Genomic DNA, 18,573 nt, shown 5'->3' on the forward strand with positions numbered 1-18,573 from the left:
CAGCCGAAAAAAAACCGCAGCCCCGGGGCCGCGGTTTTTTTTATGCGGGCAGAATTAACTGCGCACTTTACGGTAGATAAACAGCACGACAATGGCGCCGATCACCGCGACAACAAAGCTGCCGAAGTTGAACCCGTCAACTCTGCCAAAACCAAACAGGGTACTGATCCAGCCGCCGACAACCGCACCGATAATACCCAGTACCACGGTCAGGATAAAGCCGCCGCCATCTTTACCTGGCATAATCCACTTAGCGAGAATACCGGCGATCAGACCAAAAATAATCCATGAAAGAATACCCATTTGTTGCTCCTTACGTTATGAATCAAGGTGTTCACTGCGATAAGTATAGACGGGATTTTTTTCCCTGCAGCGCGACTGCCGCTTTAATCATCACCCAGCCGCTAAAGCTTCAGAGCGTTACGCCGATAATCGTCGCATAACGATGATAAGCGCAGCAGCGGGGAGCAGGATGTGAAAGATGCCGATAACGAACAGTATCTCAAGCGGGGTACGTTAGCGGTCTTGAATGTGATGAGGGATCTGTCGCGCTACCAAACTCCGCTAATGGTGACCTTTAATCGCGGGCAGTTTATCAGCCGCCTGCTGGTTGCCGATGAGGAGTGCATCATTTTCGATCTGGGCAGCAATGCGCTGAGCAATGAGTGGGTGCTGGAGAGTCCCGACTTCAGCGTCTGCGCCGAAACCTACGGCGCCAAAATTGAGTTCACCCTCGCTGCCCTGACGCTGGTTGAATATGAAGGCTTACCCGCATTCAGCGCACCGCTGCCGGCGTGCGCCTGGCAAATCCAGCGCCGCGAATTTTTCCGTATCAACGCCCCGCTGGAGCCGGTTTTCTGGTGTTACACCCGGTGGCCGGACGGCAGCCCGGCGCGCTTTCGCCTGCAGGATCTTTCGCTGGGCGGGGTCGGGGTATTGCCGGAAGGGCCGCTGCCGGAGGGCCTTACCCGGGGGGATAAGTTCAGCCAGCTGCGGGTTGAGCTGGGTGAATTTGGTCAGTTTGAGGTCACCGCAGAGCTGCTGCATATTGGCGAGCGCAGCGTAGTCCGTAAAGGCGAAGCCTGCGTAATACCGCGGCTGAGCTTTCGTTTCACTGCCATTGAGCCCGTGCAGGAGCGCCAGCTGCAGCAGGTGATCTTCGCGCTTGAACGGCTGGCACGCGATAAGGCGAGCCGCTTTCAGTAACTGCCGTTACGCCTGCAGGATATCTCAGACAGGCTATGCTTCTCCTTGCCCTTTATTTTAACCAGCGCCCGGCAAGGAGAAACTCCCCCATGGAAAACTGGCTTTCAGCCTCTGGCTGGCAACGCATTTTTCTTAATCAAACCGTCTGGATCAACAGCGCCATCATCCTCTTTGGCACCCTTATCGTCTGGTGGCTGTTGCGCACCGCTATCCGCTTTGTTTCGAATCGTATCGCCCGCTACAGCGAACAGCGCCATGTGCGCTTCACCGCCATTCTTGTTGAGATCCTGCGCAGCACCAGCCAGTCGCTGCTGCTGATCTTCTCACTGCTGATTTCGCTGAAGTTTGCGGACCTGCCGGCCAACTGGAGCGTGGCGATTGCCCACAGCTGGTTCCTCGCGCTGATTTTGCAGTTCACCCTCTGGATCGACTGCGGCATCCGTTTATGGCTGAAAAGCATGCTGCGCGATCCGCTGCACGTGCGTAATCCGGTCACCACCGTGATCCTCGGCATTCTGCTGCGAGTGGTGGTATGGGTAATGATGCTGCTGGCGATCCTCTCCAACATGGGGATCGACATTACCGCACTGGTGGCCAGTTTAGGCGTCGGCGGTATCGCCATTGCGCTGGCGATTCAGACCGTGCTGAGCGATGTGTTTGCGTCGCTGGCGATCGGCTTTGATAAACCGTTTGAGCACGGTGATTTTATAGTTTTCGGCGATATCGCGGGTTCCATTGAGCACATCGGCCTGAAAACCACGCGTCTGCGCAGCCTCGGCGGCGAACAGATTGTCTGCTCAAACACCATTCTGTTACAGCAGACGATCCACAACTACAAACGGATGCAGCAGCGGCGCATCGTGTTTAAGTTCGGCATTAACTACGGTACGCCGGCGGAGAAAGTGCGGCAGATTGGCGGCATGGTGAAAACGATTATCGAAGGCGTGCCCGACACCCGTTTTGACCGGGCGCACTTTCTCTCGTTTGATGAGTCGCAGCTGACGTTCGAAGTGGTCTATTTCGTGCTGAGCGCGGATTACAATGTTTATATGGATATTCAGCAGGAGATTAACCTGCAGCTGATGGCGCAGCTGGAGCAGAAGCAGATCCGCTTCGCCTTCCCGATGCGCCGCGTCGAGTTTACCGGTGGGGTACTGCCGCGTATCAATCTCAGCGATGCGTCCAACGAAGCACCGGCACAGAGTGCGCAGCGCTAAGCTGCGCACCGCGCGCTAGCCAATTGTGCGGTAGGCGGTGGTCACTTTCCACAGATAGCGCGGTGCCTGCGCGGCCGGATGTTTGTTTTGCACGTGCTGGTAAAACTCATCCGGCGACATCGCGTTAATCATCGCAATGGCGCGGTCGCGGTCGCGTGAGAAGGTGCGCAGTAGCGCACCGGCTCCATTGGCATAGGAGACAATGGTGGCGTAGCGCAGCGTCAGCGGATCGCGGATACCGGCCAGCGCCGACTCCTGCAGAATACGCAGATAGGCGACCCCGATATCGATGTTTTTAGCCGGATCGCGCAGCTCGGCCGTTGAGGGCTGCCCGTGACGGCCCTGCACGCGATAGACTTCGCGCCCCGCCGTCGAGGCTTTGATCTGCATCAGACCCACCGCGTTAGAGCGGCTTACTGCAGCAGGATTACCGCCCGATTCGACACTGATAATGGCGCTGATTAACTTCTCATCAACGCCATAATGAGTGGCAGCATCTTCTGTAAACAGCGCCCAGGCATCATTAATTTTTGAGGGCGGAGCCTGAGTGAGAGGCGTATTGCGCTCAGGCACTCTGGGTTTTTCCGGTTCACTGGCACAGCCTGCCAGCAGTAAAGCAGAGAGCATAAGTAGTCGAAATTTCACTGTTTTTCAGGTTCCGCTATAAGAGAGGCGCAGGCTATCATAGCCATGACGGCCGGCAGTAAAATTACCGTTATTCTGAAAATGACAAAATTCATTTTGCTGTCGTGACGCCGTTCACGCAGTTTGTCACTATGCACACTTAAGCAGAGAGCAGGAAAAGCGCAATGCACCCAGCCCGTTCCTTTCGTTTAATCGCCCCTTCTGGCTATTGCCACAACCAGGATGCTGCCCGGCGCGGCATTGAGCGGCTTCAGCATGCAGGCCACCGGGTGGAGAATGGCGCAGTGGTTGCCCGCCGCTTTCAGCGCTTTGCCGGTACGGACGCAGAACGTCTGGCGGATATCAATGCGCTGGCTGCATCAGACCCGCTGCCGGACATTATTCTGGCAGTGCGCGGTGGCTACGGTGCGACCCGCCTGCTGGACAAGCTGGATTACCGCGGTATCGCGCAGCGTCTCAGCAGTGAGCCAGTCGCGCTGTGCGGCCACAGTGACTTTACCGCTATTCAGCTGGCGCTGCTGGCGCAGACCGGCCTGATAAGCTTCAGCGGCCCGATGCTGGCCGGTAATTTCGGCGCGGATCCCGTTTCAGCGTTTACCGAACACCATTTCTGGCAGGCCATTTCCTCTCCGGAACTGAGAGTAAACTGGCAGAGTGAAAGCCCGGACTGCGGCAGCTGGCAGGGCCGCCTGTGGGGCGGTAACCTGGCGATGATCTGCGCGCTGGTTGGTACGCCGTGGCTGCCGCAGATTGAAGGCGGCATTCTGGTGATTGAAGATGTCAATGAACATCCGTTTCGCATCGAGCGCATGCTGCTGCAGCTGCAGCAGTGCGGCATTCTGGCGCGTCAGCAGGCGATTATTACCGGTAGTTTTACCAGTACCTCCCTCAGCGCCTATGATAACGGCTTCGGTTTCGACACTGTCTGGCAGCGCCTGCGCGATGAGTATCAGCTGCCGGTGATAAGCGATCTGGCGTTTGGACATGCGCCTGATACCGTCACGCTGCCGCTGGGTGCGCATGCTACGCTTGATATGAGTGCCGGCAACGCGCGGCTCAGCATCACCGGACATCCGGTGCTGCGATAATATGACATGCAGGAGATCGCCCTCTGAAGCCGCTTTATGAAGACTTATGGATCTCCACACCGGAATTTCCCGCTGAAGAGACCGCTAATGACCTGATGATGCATGGCTTTATGCTGCGGCATCCGCGCGGCAACCTGCTGATTGGCCGGGTTGAGAATCCGCTTGATCATGAGTTTCTGGCAGAGGCGGGTGGCGTTATTCGTCACTATCTTACGCACTGGCATGAGGCGGCGCCGGGAGCACGGCTTATTCAGCAGCGCTTCAGCAGTGCGCTTTACTGCCACAGCCGCTCGCTGGGGCCGGTTAGCCTGGTGGTTGAGCCGGATGAAACCTTTACCCGCAGGGAGGTGCATTTTGGCGACTTCCATCTGCTGCCAACGCCCGGCCATACGCCGGGCAGCAGCAGCTATCTTTACCACTCTCCGCTCGGGCAGACCTATCTGTTTGTCGGCGACACCCTCACCTGCGACTACAACCGCTGGATCAGCGTGCTCAAGCCTGACAGTAATCCTGCCGAGCTGCAGCAGTCGCTGGAACTCTACCGCACGCTGCGACCCGATGTGGTGCTGATGAGCACCACGCGGGGTCACCTTTCATGGGTAAAGACTGATCTGTCCGGCTGGCTGGCAGCGATTGACGAAGCGGAGCAGTCGCCACTGGATCTGCGACAGCAGCCGCTGCTGTAGTCAGAGAGCTTTGGTGAGATAGTGGCGCTGATGATGGCGCGGATAGTTATTCAGGCTGAACCGGAGCTGATAACCCTGTTTTTCATAGAACGGACGCGCCTGAAAGCTTGCCGTATCCACCTGCGCATAGACGCAACCCCGCGCCCGCGCTTCGTTCTCTGCTGCCGTTATCAGCCGGGTGCCGGCCCCCTGCCCGCGCAGCGCGTCACTGACCCACAGCATGTCGATACGCAGCCAGTTACCGCAGGTTGATCCTGTCAGGCCTGCTATTTTTCCGCCGTCTGCATCATTAATAAACACGCCCAGCACTTTGATCTCGCTGACGTCAATAAAGCGGCTGTTGAACGCGTTAAGACCCTGTCTGATATCGTCGAGATCCTGCGCAGTAACGCTGTCGGTAACGCTGAGTGACATGGTGTTGTTCCTGTCGGTGTTAAGAAGAGGCGTGCTGACGATCGTCATAACGATCGAGAGAGACGATGGCGGCATCGCGCTTCACTGAACGCTGACAGGGGACCAGTTTGTCGCTCTGCGCATAAACAAAAAAGGTTTCACCGCTCTCTTTATTGATGACCAGCCGGTCGCCGTTGCGGAACCGCGTGATGGCCACGCTGTCGCCCCCTTCAAGGTGGAAACGCTGTTGTCCGGCGGCCACCTGAAAATGCCGCTTCGGCCACATCAGCGTGCTGAGCCCGTAACTGGCGCGGGATACCGTCATCGTGGCCCGCCCCGGACAGGTGATCTGAAATTCACTTTCGCTCCATGCCGGCGCAATCTGACAGGCCAGCAGGCCCGCGGCTATAACCAGAATTTTCATGCTGTTTTTCGCCTGAGTGTGATGTAAAGGCTCGCAGGGTAACATAGCGGGAAGCAGATTAATGCATGGCGTGCCGTGCATCAGAGCGGGCGCGCCGAACATCTACATAGTAATAAAGCAGAAACAAAGCCGATATTGCATCGGCCTGAAGCTTACTCTGCGGCCACCTGAGCGGCCACCAGCATCAATGCCAGTCCGGCATCTTCTGGATCGAATTTATGCATCACATCGTGGATCGCCGTAACACAGTTTATGACCTGTTTTTTCTTATCGGCGTCCAGCTGATCTATCGCCTGCTGAAGAATCATTAAGCTGGCTTCTTCTTCTCTCATTCAATTACCCTGTCTTTTTCCTGTCTGGTGCACTGCGCTGGCAAGAATACCGTTTATCTGCTACCAAAGTCACCCCCTTACCTGCTTACCGCTTAACAGTTAAACAAAATGCAAATGGGAAGTGCAGCCAGACCTGCTATGCTCATATAAGCGATACGCGTTATCGTGCCACTGTCAGACAGGGAAAGAACCAGGAACAGGACCATGTTAAGACTGACTTATTTCATCATTATTATTGCGCTGACAGGCTGCAGCTCGACGCCAAAAGGGGTGGATTGTCCCGGTGAGGTGACCACGATTTATGGTCAGTCGCTGGGAAACACTCACGCCTGGATTTTTGATTTGGCGACCGCTTTCTCCGTCAGACGTGACAACGTCACGGTAAGCAGTGGCCCGCTCCACTCGACCGATCGCTTCCGCTATATCCCCTCTGCCATTACGACCGAAGGTTTTTATGCCCAGCGCCTGAGCGATAAACAGTTCCGGCTTATCAATCCTTACGAAAACACCATGATCACCTGGCAGTGTCCATAGCCCGTGCACCCCGCCGCGGGATAGTTTATTGTCAGGGTTTACGCTTGCGGCAGATACCGATAATGGAAAAGAGTCTCGATAATAACGGCTACATCGATTTCCCCTTCCCGGCCACCACCAATGAAGATGGCTCAGTGAATCCCTGCGGGTTTGATCTGACGCAGCAGCCCGAGCGGATCGACGAAATTAAAGCGGGTAATGATTCTGAAAATATGCGCCGGCTGCTGGAAGAGGTGAATCTGCAGGAGGGACTCTTTATGACGCTCGCCTGCGATCGTCAGCAGCGTGAAGACAGCGTCTGCGGATTTATCGACATCGCTTTTCGTCCGGATGTACTGCATACGCATGATGAAGCTGAACAGCTGGAAGCACGCTTTGAGCACTACCTCGGCTGTCAGGAGAGTCAGCATGAGATGCCTGCCGGCTCGCTGGTCAACTATGCGCGCGCCGTGCTGGACTGGGGCTGGTCGCCGCTGCACCTGCGTCAGCAGCGCTATGAAAAAGTGACCGTCCGGTTTTACTGCCAGCAGCCCGAGGATGCTGAGTGGTGTTTTGATCATTTACGCCACTTCCTGGTGAGCTGGTACCCCTCCTGGCGCTGCCGTCAGGGGTAAACCGTTCCTGAACAAGCGTCGTTAAACAGAGATTGTTACATAACCTTTACCGCTGTCGGGTTGCCGGTCCGCCATTCTCTGACTACGCTGAAAGTGACATTCACCACTATCAGGGAGTCAACATGACTGACAAAGCGGAAGCAAAATTGAATGAAGCAGCAGGTGCAGTTCAGGAGAAATTTGGCGAACTGACGGGTTCTTCCCGTCATCAGGCAAAAGGTGCAGCACGGCGCTATCCGGCGCAGGCGAGCTATGCCGTACAGGATGCAGCTGATTGCGTGGTGAGGTCGGTCCGTGATAACCCGACTACGGGTCTGGCCGTGGCTGCCAGCATCGGCGTGATCGTCGGTTTCCTGCTGGGCCGCAAATAATCTGGTCAGCGGGGCCAGCCGGCCCCGCTGTTCCTGCGCTTACGCCGCCGCGCGTCGTGCTTTATAGCGCGCTACCATGGTACGCAGCGCCTGATAGATTAATCCCGCATACAGGCTCATTACCACTGCCATGCCCGGCTCTTTTCCCTGCGCCTGCCAGGAGACAAACCACATAAACACGCCCCACAGCAGTGAAAAAAGTAGCCAGCCTTTCACAAACTTCACGATACCCTGCATAGTCTCTCCCCCGATACTGAGCGCTGACGATAGCGGCTTCTGCTGCAAAAGGCACGGCTATCCGGTTCAGGATGTTAACTGCTTCAAACTATGAGACTAGCCAGCGCGCAGATGGCACGGGTAATTATCTGATGCCGCTCGTCAGTCAGGCGGGCTTAGTGGTATAACTGCAGCCGGCAGTCAGCGGTGCTGAACTATTTTCTGACTGACACCGCAATTGCGCACGCGTCGCTTATCGCCCCGTACGGCTTTATGCTTGAATTCCCGCCACCCCGGACCGGCTACTGATTAACATGAGCTACTTCTATACATTCCAGAATTTTCTTGCCGGTGACACGGCGCTTGCGGCAACGGTCAGCCTGCTGCTGCTGGTCGCGGCGGCGATGATTGCGCACTTTATCTGTAAATTTTTTGTGGTAAAGGTGGTGCGTAAAGTCTTTTTCAGCGCGCATAAAAATCAGGTACCGCTGGATAAAGATGTCCGCCTGTCGGAAAAACTCTCTAATTTTATTCCGGTCATTATCGTCTACTATCTGCTGCAGTTTATGCCGGGTCTGCCGCAGCATCTGCAGATTGCGGTCAAGACCATCTGCGGCATTCTGTTTTTTATCTATCTTTCGCTGTTCTTTACGGAAGTGCTGGAGATCATCAACATCTCCTATACCAAAAAGTCGCGGCGTAAAAATCACTCGATTAAAGGCTATATCCAGATCGGTAAGATTCTGGTGCACATCCTCTCTGCGATCATGATCCTGGCAATTATGTCGAATAAGTCGCCGGTGATTATTATTTCCAGTCTGGGTGCGGTGGCGGCCGTTCTCATGCTGGTATTTCAGCACACGCTGCTGTCGCTGGTGGCCAACATTCAGGTTTCATCCAATGATGTGCTGCAGCTCGGTGACTGGATTGAGATGCCGGATAACGGCATCAGTGGTGAGGTCATCGATATTGCGCTGCACACCATTACTATTCGCAACTGGGACAACACGCTGTCGCGCATTCCCACGAAGAATTTTCTGACCGAAACCTATACCAACTGGCAGGCAATGTTCTCCTCCGGTGCGCGGCGTATCATGCGCAGCTTCTATCTTGACCAGACCTCAATTCGCTTTCTGGACTATGAGCTGGTGCAGCAGATGATGCAGATACGCGGGGTCAGTGAGCAGCTTTCCGTGCTGATGGATGGACGTGAACCCAGCGCGCCAGGCGACCGCTGGTTTGCCGAAAATGGCCTGACTAATCTGACCATATTTCGTAAATATCTGACCGCCTGGCTGACGCAGCGCGATGATATTAAGAAAGATATGTATATCGTGGTACGGGCACTCAAACCCTCACCCGAAGGGCTACCGGTTGAGGTCTACTGCTTTACCTCTTCCGTCATGTGGGCTGATTACGAAGATTCACAGTCAGCGATATTTGAGTATATCTATGCCATCGTCGGACAGTTCGCTCTGCGGATTTATCAGCATCCGGGCGGCCACGATTTCTGGCGCCTGTCGCAGGCGCGCGATGAGACGCTGCGTCAGAGCGATACAGCAGGCGAATAAAAAACGGGAGCCAGTGGCTCCCGTTTTGCACTCTGCCTGAAGCAGATTACATGTTGCTGATGATCGCGTCGCCAAACTCTGAACATTTCAGCAATTTAGCGCCATCCATCAGACGTTCGAAGTCATAGGTCACGGTTTTAGCCGCAATTGCGCCTTCCATACCTTTGACAATCAGATCAGCCGCTTCAAACCACTCCATGTGACGCAGCATCATCTCAGCAGACAGGATCACTGAACCCGGGTTCACTTTATCCTGACCCGCATATTTTGGTGCAGTCCCGTGCGTGGCTTCAAACAGCGCGCACTCGTCACCGATGTTTGCGCCAGGTGCGATACCGATACCACCAACCTGTGCCGCCAGGGCGTCAGAGATGTAGTCGCCGTTCAGGTTCATACAGGCAATAACGTCATACTCTGCCGGACGCAGCAGGATCTGCTGCAGGAAAGCATCTGCAATCACATCCTTGACGATGATCTCTTTGCCGGTATTTGGATTGTTGAATTTCATCCACGGGCCACCGTCAATCAGCTCACCACCAAACTCCTCTTTCACCAGCTGGTAGCCCCAGTCCTTGAAAGAACCTTCGGTGAACTTCATGATGTTGCCTTTATGAACCAGCGTCAGCGAATCACGATCGTTAGTGATGGTGTATTCTAGCGCCGCACGGACCAGGCGTTTGGTACCCTCTTCCGAGCACGGCTTCACGCCGATACCGCACTGCTGCGGGAAGCGAATTTTCTTCACGCCCATCTCTTCACGCAGGAATTTGATCACTTTATCCGCTTCCGGCGTACCCGCTTTCCATTCGATACCGGCATAGATATCTTCGGAGTTCTCACGGAAGATCACCATATCGGTCTCTTCCGGACGTTTGACCGGGCTTGGCGTGCCTTTGTAGTAGCGTACCGGACGCAGGCAGACGTAAAGGTCCAGCTCCTGACGCAGTGCCACGTTCAGCGAGCGAATACCGCCGCCAACCGGGGTGGTCAGTGGGCCTTTGATGGCAACGCGGTACTCTTTGATTAAATCCAGGGTTTCCTGCGGCAGCCAGACATCCTGGCCGTAAAGTTCTGTTGATTTCTCACCAGTAAAGATTTCCATCCAGGAAATTTTACGCTCGCCGTTGTAGGCTTTCTTCACGGCAGCATCAACCACTTTCAGCATGACCGGGGAAACGTCAACGCCGATACCATCACCCTCAATGTAAGGAATGATTGGGTTATGCGGGACATTCAGTTTGCCCTGATCAAGGGTGATTTTCTGACCTTCTGCCGGAACAACTACTTTGCTTTCCATTAACCTCTCCTTCGAGCGATTTTTTGTTAATGATTTGTAAGATGCGGGTCAATACTACTTGAATATTTCCCCTACGCCAATCACCGTAATTTCGCGTTATAATGCGCCGATTGTTACTTACTGCAAAGCTCATGCGAAAAACATCTCAGAAAATTCACCCACCTAAACGCACCGCGGCGTCACGCCACGCTGCGCGCCGCCCGGCACGTCCGGCCGGCCCGCGCCGCGTGATTTTATTTAACAAACCCTTTGATGTGCTGCCGCAATTCAGCGACGACGCCGGGCGCCGCACGCTGAAAGACTTTATTCCGGTCAGCGACGTCTACGCGGCAGGCCGTCTGGATCGCGACAGTGAGGGGCTGATGCTGCTGACCAACGATGGCGCGCTGCAGGCGCAGCTTACTCAGCCCGGCAGGCGCACGGGGAAAATTTACTTTGTTCAGGTCGAGGGCGTGCCGCAGGAATCAGATTTATCCCGGCTGCGCAGCGGCGTTGAGCTTAACGACGGCATAACGCTGCCGGCGGGTATCGAAGCGGTCAGTGAGCCGGAGTGGCTATGGCCGCGCACGCCACCAGTGCGCGAACGCAAAACCATCCCCACCAGCTGGCTGAAAATCACCCTGTATGAAGGGCGCAACCGGCAGGTACGACGCATGACGGCGCATATCGGTTTCCCGACCCTGCGCCTGATTCGCTTTGCGCTGGGAGAGCATCAGCTTAATGGGCTTGCTCCCGGCGAGTGGCGCGATATCAGCGCTGAGTTTCAATAACCGCAGGTTAATCAGAGCGAGCGAACGATGTTTAAACCTCATGTAACCGTCGCCTGTCTGGTACAGGCGCAGGGTAAACTGCTGGTGGTTGAGGAGCGTGTCGCCGGACGCGTGACCTGGAATCAGCCAGCGGGCCATCTCGAAGCGGATGAGACGCTGCAGGAAGCGGCGCTGCGCGAGCTGTATGAAGAGACCGGCATCCACGCAGAGCTGCACTATTTTCTTGGCGTGCAGCAGTGGATTGCGCCGGATAATACACCTTTTGTGCGGTTTCTCTTTGGTGTTGATCTGCCAGCGCCGTGCGTGACCACGCCGCTCGACAGCGATATCGATTGCTGCTGGTGGCTAACACCCGAGCAAATTCTTACGTCCGATCAGCTACGTTCGCCGCTGGTCGCGGAGAGCGTGCGGCTGTGGCAACAGGGCGTGCGCTACCCGCTACAGCTGGTGGCGCCGTTTAACTGGCCGTTTCACAAGGGTGCGCATACCGTGACTCCATGATAGAATGCGCCGCCTGTTTTACTGTAATCAAGAGTGCGTCATGTCTGACAACAGCCAGAAAAAAGTAATCGTCGGAATGTCCGGCGGCGTCGATTCTTCCGTTTCCGCGTGGCTACTGCAGCAGCAGGGCTACCAGGTTGAAGGCCTGTTCATGAAGAACTGGGAGGAGGATGACGGCGAGGAGTATTGCACCGCTGCAGACGATCTGGCTGATGCACAAGCCGTGTGTGACAAGCTCGGCATAAAACTGCACAAAATTAATTTTGCCGCTGAGTACTGGGACAATGTGTTCGAGCATTTTCTCGACGAATATAAGGCGGGGCGCACGCCTAATCCCGATATTCTCTGCAATAAAGAGATCAAATTTAAAGCCTTTCTTGAGTTCGCTGCTGAAGACCTCGGCGCAGATTATATCGCGACCGGCCACTATGTGCGTCGGGCCGACGTGGCGGGCAAAAGCCAGCTGCTGCGCGGACTCGATGGCAATAAAGATCAGAGCTATTTCCTCTACACCCTGAGCCACCAGCAGATCGCCCAGAGCCTGTTTCCGGTCGGTGAACTGGAGAAGCCGGAAGTGCGCCGCATTGCCGAAGAGCTGGATCTGATTACCGCAAAGAAAAAAGATTCTACCGGCATCTGCTTTATCGGCGAGCGCAAGTTTCGCGATTTCCTCGGCCGTTACCTGCCTGCGCAACCGGGCGAAATTGAGACGGTCGAGGGTGAAATTGTCGGTGAGCATCAGGGGCTGATGTACCATACGCTCGGTCAGCGCAAAGGTCTGGGCATTGGCGGCCGCAAAGAGAGCAATGACGATCCCTGGTACGTGGTGGACAAAGATGTCGCACGTAACCGGCTGATTGTCGCCCAGGGCGGCGACCATCCGCGCCTGATGTCTGTGGGCCTGATTGCCCAGCAACTGCACTGGGTCGATCGTCAGCCGGTGACCTCCCCGCTGCGCTGCACGGTTAAAACCCGCTACCGCCAGAGTGACATCCCGTGTGAAATCCTGCCGCTTGGCGACGATCGCATCGAGGTGCGTTTCGATGAAGCGGTTGCAGCGGTGACGCCGGGCCAGTCTGCGGTGTTCTATCTGGATGACGTCTGTCTCGGTGGCGGTATTATTGAGCAGCGTCTGCCGCTGCCTGAGGCGTAAAACAGCGCCGCTGATTTTTCTGCAGGAGTAGAGCGTGGCTAAAAATTTTTATGATATTACGCTGGCGCTGGCGGGCATTTGCCAGGCCACACAGCTGACGCAGCAGCTGGCGCATCAGGGCCAGTGCGACAGCGCGGCGCTGCAGGTATCCATACGCAGCCTGCTTGATCTCAATCCCGCCTCCACGCTGGCGGTATATGGTAATGACGAAGCCAATCTGCGCCCCGGTCTGGAGACCTTAATGGCGGTGCTGAACAGCGGCAGCCGTCAGGGTGCCAGTGCGGAAGTGACGCGCTACACGCTGGGTCTGATGGTGCTGGAGCGCAAGCTCAGCGGCAACAAAACCGCACTGGCGGCGCTGGCACAGCGTATCGGCCAGCTCGACCGTCAGCTGGCGCACTACGGCCCCGAATCCGACACCCTTACCAGCGCCATGGCGGGCATCTATGTCGATATCATCAGCCCGCTGGGCCCGCGCATTCAGGTTACCGGCTCACCGCAGGTGCTGCAAAATACTCAGGTACAGAACAAAGTCCGCGCGGCGCTGCTGGCGGGGATCCGTTCAGCGGTGCTCTGGCAGCAGTGTGGCGGTGGCCGCCTGCAGCTGATGTTTTCGCGTCAGCGCCTGCTGAATGAAGCCAAAGCTATTTTATCCCGGCTGGGTCCGGCGTATTAAACGCTGCCCTGCCCTCATCTGTTAACGTTTCAGGAGTTGCACTGATGGAATTATCCTCTCTGACCGCCGTCTCACCCGTTGATGGCCGTTACGGCGATAAAGTCAGCCCGCTGCGCGCCATTTTCAGTGAGTTTGGTTTACTGAAATTCCGCGTGGAAGTGGAAGTTCGCTGGTTACAGAAACTGGCTGCGACCGCAGAGATCAGGGAAGTTCCTGCATTTGATGCTGACGCAAACGCTTTCCTTGACGCGATTGTCAGCAATTTTGATGAAACTGACGCTGCACGCATCAAAACCATAGAGCGCACTACGAATCACGATGTCAAAGCGGTTGAATACTTTCTGAAAGAGAAAGTGGCTGATGTGCCTGCGCTGCAGGCGGTCTCTGAGTTTATCCACTTCGCCTGCACCTCTGAAGATATCAATAACCTCTCCCATGCGCTGATGCTGGAAACCGCACGCCGCGACGTTATCACGCCCTACTGGCAGAAAATCATCGCTGCGGTGAAGGGACTGGCGCAGGAGTATCGCGATATTCCGCTGCTCTCCCGTACGCACGGCCAGCCCGCTACCCCTTCAACCATGGGCAAAGAGATGGCCAACGTCGCCTACCGCATGGAGCGGCAGCTGCGTCAGCTGGGCAACATTGAGGTGCTGGGCAAAATCAACGGCGCCGTCGGCAACTACAACGCGCACATCGCTGCTTATCCGGAAGCGGACTGGCATCAGATCAGCGAAGAGTTTGTCACCTCGCTTGGCATTACCTGGAACCCCTACACCACGCAGATTGAGCCGCACGACTACATTGCAGAGCTGTTTGACTGTATCGCGCGTTTCAACACTATCCTGATCGATTTTGATCGCGATATCTGGGGCTACGTTGCACTGAACCACTTCAAACAGAAAACCATCGCGGGCGAAATTGGCTCCTCAACGATGCCGCACAAGGTCAACCCTATCGACTTTGAAAACTCTGAGGGTAATTTAGGTCTGGCAAACGCGGTACTGCAGCACCTCGCCAGCAAGCTCCCGGTGTCACGCTGGCAGCGCGATCTCACCGACTCAACCGTTCTGCGCAACCTCGGCGTCGGCGTCGGCTATGCCCTGATTGCCTATCAGTCCACGCTGAAGGGCATCTCAAAACTGGAGGTGAATCGCGATCGCCTGCTGGATGAGCTGGATCACAACTGGGAAGTGCTTGCCGAGCCGATTCAGACCGTGATGCGCCGTTACGGGATTGAAAAACCCTACGAAAAGCTTAAAGAGCTGACGCGCGGCAAGCGCGTGGATGCGGCGGGCATGCAGGCCTTTATCGACAGCCTGGCGCTGCCGGAAGAGGAGAAAGTGCGCCTGAAGCAGATGACCCCGGCTAACTATCTGGGCCGCGCGGTGCAAATGGTCGATGACCTGAAGTAATTCCGCCTGCACAGGCGCGCACCGCGCGCCTGTTGCGTTGTTCTCTGGTTTAGCTCCCTTCACGTATACTCACTTTATTATCACTGAGTTTGCAGGTAAGGAAAAAGTATGCGTGTTCTGGTTGTGGAAGATAATGCTCTGCTGCGCCACCATCTCGCCGTTCAGCTGCGTGATATGGGGCATCAGGTTGATGCCGCTGAAGATGCGAAAGAAGCTGACTACTTTCTTCAGGAACATCTGCCTGACATTGCGCTGGTTGATCTTGGCCTGCCCGACGAAGATGGCATGTCGCTGATTCGCCGCTGGCGCAGCGACGCGGTGCGCCAGCCGATCCTGGTACTGACCGCACGCGAAGGCTGGCAGGCAAAAGTTGAAGCCCTGGAAGCTGGCGCGGACGACTACGTTACCAAGCCTTTTCATATTGAGGAGGTTGCTGCCCGCCTGCAGGCGCTGATGCGCCGCAATAGCGGCCACGCATCGCAGATCATCTCCCTGCCGCCGTTTCAGGTCGACCTGTCACGTCGCGAGCTGGCGGTGAACGACGTGCCGGTGAAGCTGACAGCATTTGAATATACGATTGCGGAAACGCTGATCCGCAACGCGGGTAAAGTGGTCAGCAAAGATTCGCTGATGCTGCAGCTCTATCCTGACGCTGAACTGCGCGAAAGCCATACCATCGATGTGCTGATGGGCCGCCTGCGCAAGAAAATCCTTGCACTGCATCCGACCGAAGTGATCAACACGGTACGCGGTCAGGGCTACCGTTTCGATCTCTGACGCCATGAACTGGTTTCGCCAGCTGCGCCCGCTCTCGCTCCGTACCCGCTTTCTGCTGGCGACCGCCGCCGTGGTCCTGTTTATCTCTCTCTCCTATGGCATGGTCGCGGTTATCGGCTATGTCGTGAGTTTCGATAAAAATACCTACCGCGTGCTGCGCGGTGAAAGTAACCTCTTTTTCACTCTGGCGCAGTGGCAGGATAACAAACTCACCATCGCGCAGCCGGAGCGCATGACGCTGAATTTCCCGACGCTGGTCTTTATCTACGATGAGCGCGGCAAGCTGCTGTGGCAGCAGCGCGACGTGCCGGAGATCCGGGAAAAAATTCAGCCCGAGTGGCTGCTGAAGCCTGACTTTTATGAAATTGACACCAGCAACCGCACCAGCCTGACGGCATTAGGCGATAACATTCAGGCGCAGCAGCAGCTGCACGCGCTGGACAGCAACAGTAACGACACCTTTACCCATTCGGTTGCGGTGAATCGCTACGATGCGACAGTCAACCTGCCGGCGATGACCATTGTGGTGGTGGATTCCATCCCGCAAGAGCTGCAGCACTCAGACGTAGTCTGGTCATGGTTCAGCTATGTGCTGGCGGCTAACCTGCTGCTGGTGATCCCGCTGCTCTGGCTGGCCGCTCACTGGAGCCTGCGCCCGATTGGCGATCTCACCGCGCAGGTGCGCGAGCTGGAGACCGGTCAGCGGGAAAACCTGGGCGACAACCCGCCGCAGGAGCTGAAAAGCCTGGTGCGCAACCTTAACCTGCTGCTGACCAACGAGCGTCAGCGCTATACCCGCTACCGCACCACGCTCTCAGATTTAACCCACAGCCTGAAAACACCGCTGGCAGTGCTGCAGAGTACGCTGCGATCGCTGCGCAACGGCAAATCACTCACCATCGAACAGGCGGAGCCGGTGATGCTGGAGCAGATCAGCCGTATTTCACAGCAGACGGGTTACTATCTGCATCGCGCCAGCATGCAGGCCGACCACAATCCGCTGCAGCGTGATTTTCACTCGGTTTCCGCCCTGCTCGACAGCCTCTGCTCTGCGCTCAACAAGGTTTACCAGCGCAAGGGCGTGGAGATCACGCTCGACATTCCCCCCGAGCTGGTGTTTGTCGGCGATCAGAACGATTTTATGGAAGTGCTCGGCAACGTACTCGATAACGCCTGTAAATATTGCCTGGAGTTTATTGAAGTCAGCACGCGCCAGACTGACCAGGCGCTGCATCTGTTTATCGATGATGACGGGCCGGGTATTCCTGAAAGCAAGCGCGATCTGATTTTTGTCCGCGGCCAGCGGGCCGATACGCTGCGGCCGGGACAGGGGCTGGGGCTGGCGGTGGTGCGGGATATTCTTGAACAGTATGCCGGAACCGTCAGCGCCTCTGCCAGCCCGCTGGGCGGCACGCGCATGGAAGTGGTGTTCAGGCGGCAGGAAGTTACACATCACCGCGAGTAGAACCGGCTGCGGACTGTTATACTTGCCAGCAATTATTGCTCCAACCGGAACGCTTCGTATGGATTATCAGCTCGATATCAACCAGACCGACTTTATTCAGCGCTACTGGCAGAAACGCCCGGTCGTGCTTAAGCGCGGCTTCAAAAATTTCGTGGATCCCCTCTCGCCGGATGAGCTGGCGGGACTGGCGATGGAAAATGAGGTGGACAGCCGCCTCGTCAGCCACCATAACGACAAATGGCAGGTCAGCCACGGCCCGTTTGAGAGCTATGACCATCTGGGTGAAAGCAACTGGTCGCTGCTGGTTCAGGCGGTTAACCACTGGCATGAGGGCTCTGCTGCCCTGATGCGCCCGTTCCGCTTTCTGCCCGACTGGCGCATCGACGATCTGATGATCTCGTTTTCAGTCCCGGGCGGCGGCGTGGGTCCGCATTTCGACCAGTATGATGTCTTTATCATTCAGGGTACCGGCCGCCGGCGCTGGCGCGTGGGTGAAAAGGTCCCGATGAAACAGCACTGCCCGCATCCCGATTTGCTGCAGGTTGCGCCGTTTGACGCCATTATCGATGAAGAGCTGGAGCCGGGCGATATTCTCTACATTCCGCCGGGCTTCCCGCACGAGGGCTACTCGCTGGAAAATGCGCTCAACTATTCAGTCGGGTTCCGGGCGCCAAATGGCCGCGAGCTGATCAGCGGCTTTGCTGATTATATGCTGGCTCATGAGCTGGGCAGCTATCGCTACAGCGATCCGGAAGTACCTTCACGCAGCTGCCCGTCGCAGATCCTGCCTTCTGAAGTTGAAGGCATTCGTCAGGTTATGCTGGATGTGATCAACCAGCCGGAGCAGTTCAGCCAGTGGTTTGGCGAATTTATTTCGCAGTCGCGCCATGAGCTGGACGTGGCGCCACCGGAGCCGCCGTATCAGCCGGATGAGATTTACGATGCGCTGCAGCAGGGTGACACGCTGACGCGGCTTGGCGGCCTGCGTGTACTGACGCTGGGTGATGCCGTCTATGTTAATGGCGAGCAGATCACCAGCCAGCATCCGCAGGTACTGGCCGCGCTGGCGCACCAGCATGAACTTGCTCTGGCAGATTTTGGTGACGCGCTGGATGACCCGTCACTGCTGGCGCAGCTGGCCGGTCTGGTAAACAGCGGCTACTGGTTCTTTGCTGATTAAAACCATGCGCCTCTCCCGCTTCCGGGAGAGGCGCTCTTCTGC

The 18,573-nt window shown here is 56.2% G+C and carries 23 protein-coding genes; 16 read left to right on the top strand and 7 right to left on the bottom strand.

Annotated features, from left to right (window positions below; translation table 11 throughout):
* Positions 1 to 54: 54 nt before the first annotated feature.
* Entirely contained in the window at positions 55 to 303 is a 249-nt protein-coding gene (locus tag DBY66_RS02550) for a GlsB/YeaQ/YmgE family stress response membrane protein (protein WP_039383925.1), read from the bottom strand.
* Positions 304 to 474: 171 nt separating this feature from the next.
* Here DBY66_RS02550 and DBY66_RS02555 point away from each other — a divergent pair, with 171 nt between their 5' ends.
* Positions 475 to 1,206: a flagellar brake protein gene (locus DBY66_RS02555; protein ID WP_071668912.1), complete on the top strand. Its 732-nt coding sequence runs from the start codon at positions 475 to 477 to the stop codon at positions 1,204 to 1,206.
* Between the two features lie 89 nt (positions 1,207 to 1,295).
* Positions 1,296 to 2,423 (top strand): mechanosensitive ion channel family protein, encoded by a 1,128-nt coding sequence (locus DBY66_RS02560; RefSeq protein WP_039383923.1) that lies wholly within the window; start codon positions 1,296 to 1,298, stop codon positions 2,421 to 2,423.
* 15 nt (positions 2,424 to 2,438) lie between these two features.
* On the opposite strand, the gene emtA is transcribed toward DBY66_RS02560, so the two are convergent.
* Positions 2,439 to 3,068, bottom strand: a complete 630-nt coding sequence (gene emtA / locus DBY66_RS02565) for a membrane-bound lytic murein transglycosylase EmtA (RefSeq protein WP_082032656.1) — start codon at positions 3,066 to 3,068, stop codon at positions 2,439 to 2,441.
* 164 nt (positions 3,069 to 3,232) lie between these two features.
* On the opposite strand from emtA, the gene ldcA reads away from it, so the two are divergent.
* On the top strand, positions 3,233 to 4,156 hold the full coding sequence (gene ldcA / locus DBY66_RS02570) for a muramoyltetrapeptide carboxypeptidase (RefSeq protein WP_104084781.1): 924 nt from the start codon (positions 3,233 to 3,235) through the stop codon (positions 4,154 to 4,156).
* A gap of 23 nt (positions 4,157 to 4,179) precedes the next feature.
* Complete coding sequence (locus tag DBY66_RS02575) at positions 4,180 to 4,842, top strand: MBL fold metallo-hydrolase (protein ID WP_094111809.1); 663 nt, start codon at positions 4,180 to 4,182, stop codon at positions 4,840 to 4,842.
* Here DBY66_RS02575 and DBY66_RS02580 read toward each other — a convergent pair whose 3' ends face one another.
* The 3 genes from DBY66_RS02580 to DBY66_RS02590 form a co-directional block, all read right to left on the bottom strand.
* The gene (locus DBY66_RS02580; protein ID WP_108569260.1) at positions 4,843 to 5,256 is read right to left on the bottom strand and encodes a GNAT family N-acetyltransferase; all 414 of its coding nucleotides are present in this window, start codon (positions 5,254 to 5,256) and stop codon (positions 4,843 to 4,845) included. It lies immediately after the preceding gene.
* 19 nt (positions 5,257 to 5,275) lie between these two features.
* On the bottom strand, positions 5,276 to 5,659 hold the full coding sequence (locus DBY66_RS02585; RefSeq protein WP_039383917.1) for a hypothetical protein: 384 nt from the start codon (positions 5,657 to 5,659) through the stop codon (positions 5,276 to 5,278).
* A gap of 152 nt (positions 5,660 to 5,811) precedes the next feature.
* Positions 5,812 to 5,991, bottom strand: coding sequence for a hypothetical protein (locus DBY66_RS02590; RefSeq protein ID WP_094111811.1), 180 nt, complete (start codon positions 5,989 to 5,991; stop codon positions 5,812 to 5,814).
* A gap of 204 nt (positions 5,992 to 6,195) precedes the next feature.
* On the opposite strand from DBY66_RS02590, the gene DBY66_RS02595 reads away from it, so the two are divergent.
* The 3 genes from DBY66_RS02595 to DBY66_RS02605 all read left to right on the top strand — a co-directional run bounded on the left by DBY66_RS02595 (position 6,196) and on the right by DBY66_RS02605 (position 7,510).
* Positions 6,196 to 6,525, top strand: coding sequence for a hypothetical protein (locus DBY66_RS02595; RefSeq protein ID WP_039383913.1), 330 nt, complete (start codon positions 6,196 to 6,198; stop codon positions 6,523 to 6,525).
* 62 nt (positions 6,526 to 6,587) lie between these two features.
* On the top strand, positions 6,588 to 7,139 hold the full coding sequence (locus DBY66_RS02600; RefSeq protein WP_071668751.1) for a hypothetical protein: 552 nt from the start codon (positions 6,588 to 6,590) through the stop codon (positions 7,137 to 7,139).
* Between the two features lie 122 nt (positions 7,140 to 7,261).
* Entirely contained in the window at positions 7,262 to 7,510 is a 249-nt protein-coding gene (locus DBY66_RS02605) for a CsbD family protein (protein ID WP_065649559.1), read from the top strand.
* Positions 7,511 to 7,549: 39 nt separating this feature from the next.
* Here DBY66_RS02605 and DBY66_RS02610 read toward each other — a convergent pair whose 3' ends face one another.
* The gene (locus DBY66_RS02610) at positions 7,550 to 7,747 is read right to left on the bottom strand and encodes a DUF6404 family protein (RefSeq protein WP_039383907.1); all 198 of its coding nucleotides are present in this window, start codon (positions 7,745 to 7,747) and stop codon (positions 7,550 to 7,552) included.
* Between the two features lie 293 nt (positions 7,748 to 8,040).
* Here DBY66_RS02610 and DBY66_RS02615 point away from each other — a divergent pair, with 293 nt between their 5' ends.
* On the top strand, positions 8,041 to 9,297 hold the full coding sequence (locus DBY66_RS02615; protein ID WP_039383905.1) for a mechanosensitive ion channel domain-containing protein: 1,257 nt from the start codon (positions 8,041 to 8,043) through the stop codon (positions 9,295 to 9,297).
* A gap of 46 nt (positions 9,298 to 9,343) precedes the next feature.
* On the opposite strand, the gene icd is transcribed toward DBY66_RS02615, so the two are convergent.
* Positions 9,344 to 10,594 (bottom strand): NADP-dependent isocitrate dehydrogenase, encoded by a 1,251-nt coding sequence (icd, locus tag DBY66_RS02620; RefSeq protein WP_039383903.1) that lies wholly within the window; start codon positions 10,592 to 10,594, stop codon positions 9,344 to 9,346.
* Positions 10,595 to 10,704: 110 nt separating this feature from the next.
* Here icd and rluE point away from each other — a divergent pair, with 110 nt between their 5' ends.
* The 8 genes from rluE (at position 10,705) to DBY66_RS02660 (ending at position 18,531) form a co-directional block, all read left to right on the top strand.
* Entirely contained in the window at positions 10,705 to 11,364 is a 660-nt protein-coding gene (gene rluE / locus DBY66_RS02625) for a 23S rRNA pseudouridine(2457) synthase RluE (protein WP_113049438.1), read from the top strand.
* Between the two features lie 27 nt (positions 11,365 to 11,391).
* Complete coding sequence (locus DBY66_RS02630) at positions 11,392 to 11,865, top strand: NUDIX hydrolase (protein ID WP_039383899.1); 474 nt, start codon at positions 11,392 to 11,394, stop codon at positions 11,863 to 11,865.
* A gap of 40 nt (positions 11,866 to 11,905) precedes the next feature.
* On the top strand, positions 11,906 to 13,018 hold the full coding sequence (gene mnmA / locus DBY66_RS02635; RefSeq protein WP_039385800.1) for a tRNA 2-thiouridine(34) synthase MnmA: 1,113 nt from the start codon (positions 11,906 to 11,908) through the stop codon (positions 13,016 to 13,018).
* 34 nt (positions 13,019 to 13,052) lie between these two features.
* Positions 13,053 to 13,694 carry a high frequency lysogenization protein HflD gene (hflD, locus tag DBY66_RS02640; RefSeq protein ID WP_108569259.1) on the top strand — a complete coding sequence of 214 codons (642 nt, stop codon included), beginning with the start codon at positions 13,053 to 13,055 and terminating at the stop codon, positions 13,692 to 13,694.
* Between the two features lie 44 nt (positions 13,695 to 13,738).
* A complete protein-coding gene (gene purB, locus DBY66_RS02645) occupies positions 13,739 to 15,109 on the top strand; it encodes an adenylosuccinate lyase (protein ID WP_039383895.1) in 1,371 nt (456 codons plus the stop codon).
* 108 nt (positions 15,110 to 15,217) lie between these two features.
* Positions 15,218 to 15,886 (top strand): two-component system response regulator PhoP, encoded by a 669-nt coding sequence (phoP, locus tag DBY66_RS02650; RefSeq protein ID WP_039383893.1) that lies wholly within the window; start codon positions 15,218 to 15,220, stop codon positions 15,884 to 15,886.
* Positions 15,887 to 15,890: 4 nt separating this feature from the next.
* A complete protein-coding gene (gene phoQ, locus DBY66_RS02655) occupies positions 15,891 to 17,351 on the top strand; it encodes a two-component system sensor histidine kinase PhoQ (protein WP_071668747.1) in 1,461 nt (486 codons plus the stop codon).
* A 58-nt stretch (positions 17,352 to 17,409) separates the two neighbouring features.
* A complete protein-coding gene (locus tag DBY66_RS02660; protein ID WP_094112135.1) occupies positions 17,410 to 18,531 on the top strand; it encodes a cupin domain-containing protein in 1,122 nt (373 codons plus the stop codon).
* Positions 18,532 to 18,573 lie beyond the last annotated feature (42 nt).

Origin of the sequence: Pantoea sp. RIT413 (genome assembly GCF_003057675.2) — a bacterium.
Classification (GTDB): domain Bacteria; phylum Pseudomonadota; class Gammaproteobacteria; order Enterobacterales; family Enterobacteriaceae; genus Pantoea; species Pantoea eucrina.

Coding starts and splice junctions, on each gene's coding strand:
- DBY66_RS02550 (WP_039383925.1), bottom strand. CDS start 303: ATGGGTATTCTTTCATGGATTATTTTTGGTCTGATCGCCGGTATTCTC.
- DBY66_RS02560 (WP_039383923.1), top strand. CDS start 1,296: ATGGAAAACTGGCTTTCAGCCTCTGGCTGGCAACGCATTTTTCTTAAT.
- ldcA (WP_104084781.1), top strand. CDS start 3,233: ATGCACCCAGCCCGTTCCTTTCGTTTAATCGCCCCTTCTGGCTATTGC.
- DBY66_RS02580 (WP_108569260.1), bottom strand. CDS start 5,256: ATGTCACTCAGCGTTACCGACAGCGTTACTGCGCAGGATCTCGACGAT.
- DBY66_RS02585 (WP_039383917.1), bottom strand. CDS start 5,659: ATGAAAATTCTGGTTATAGCCGCGGGCCTGCTGGCCTGTCAGATTGCG.
- DBY66_RS02590 (WP_094111811.1), bottom strand. CDS start 5,991: ATGAGAGAAGAAGAAGCCAGCTTAATGATTCTTCAGCAGGCGATAGAT.
- DBY66_RS02595 (WP_039383913.1), top strand. CDS start 6,196: ATGTTAAGACTGACTTATTTCATCATTATTATTGCGCTGACAGGCTGC.
- DBY66_RS02600 (WP_071668751.1), top strand. CDS start 6,588: ATGGAAAAGAGTCTCGATAATAACGGCTACATCGATTTCCCCTTCCCG.
- DBY66_RS02605 (WP_065649559.1), top strand. CDS start 7,262: ATGACTGACAAAGCGGAAGCAAAATTGAATGAAGCAGCAGGTGCAGTT.
- DBY66_RS02610 (WP_039383907.1), bottom strand. CDS start 7,747: ATGCAGGGTATCGTGAAGTTTGTGAAAGGCTGGCTACTTTTTTCACTG.
- DBY66_RS02615 (WP_039383905.1), top strand. CDS start 8,041: ATGAGCTACTTCTATACATTCCAGAATTTTCTTGCCGGTGACACGGCG.
- icd (WP_039383903.1), bottom strand. CDS start 10,594: ATGGAAAGCAAAGTAGTTGTTCCGGCAGAAGGTCAGAAAATCACCCTT.
- DBY66_RS02630 (WP_039383899.1), top strand. CDS start 11,392: ATGTTTAAACCTCATGTAACCGTCGCCTGTCTGGTACAGGCGCAGGGT.
- mnmA (WP_039385800.1), top strand. CDS start 11,906: ATGTCTGACAACAGCCAGAAAAAAGTAATCGTCGGAATGTCCGGCGGC.
- purB (WP_039383895.1), top strand. CDS start 13,739: ATGGAATTATCCTCTCTGACCGCCGTCTCACCCGTTGATGGCCGTTAC.
- phoP (WP_039383893.1), top strand. CDS start 15,218: ATGCGTGTTCTGGTTGTGGAAGATAATGCTCTGCTGCGCCACCATCTC.
- phoQ (WP_071668747.1), top strand. CDS start 15,891: ATGAACTGGTTTCGCCAGCTGCGCCCGCTCTCGCTCCGTACCCGCTTT.
- DBY66_RS02660 (WP_094112135.1), top strand. CDS start 17,410: ATGGATTATCAGCTCGATATCAACCAGACCGACTTTATTCAGCGCTAC.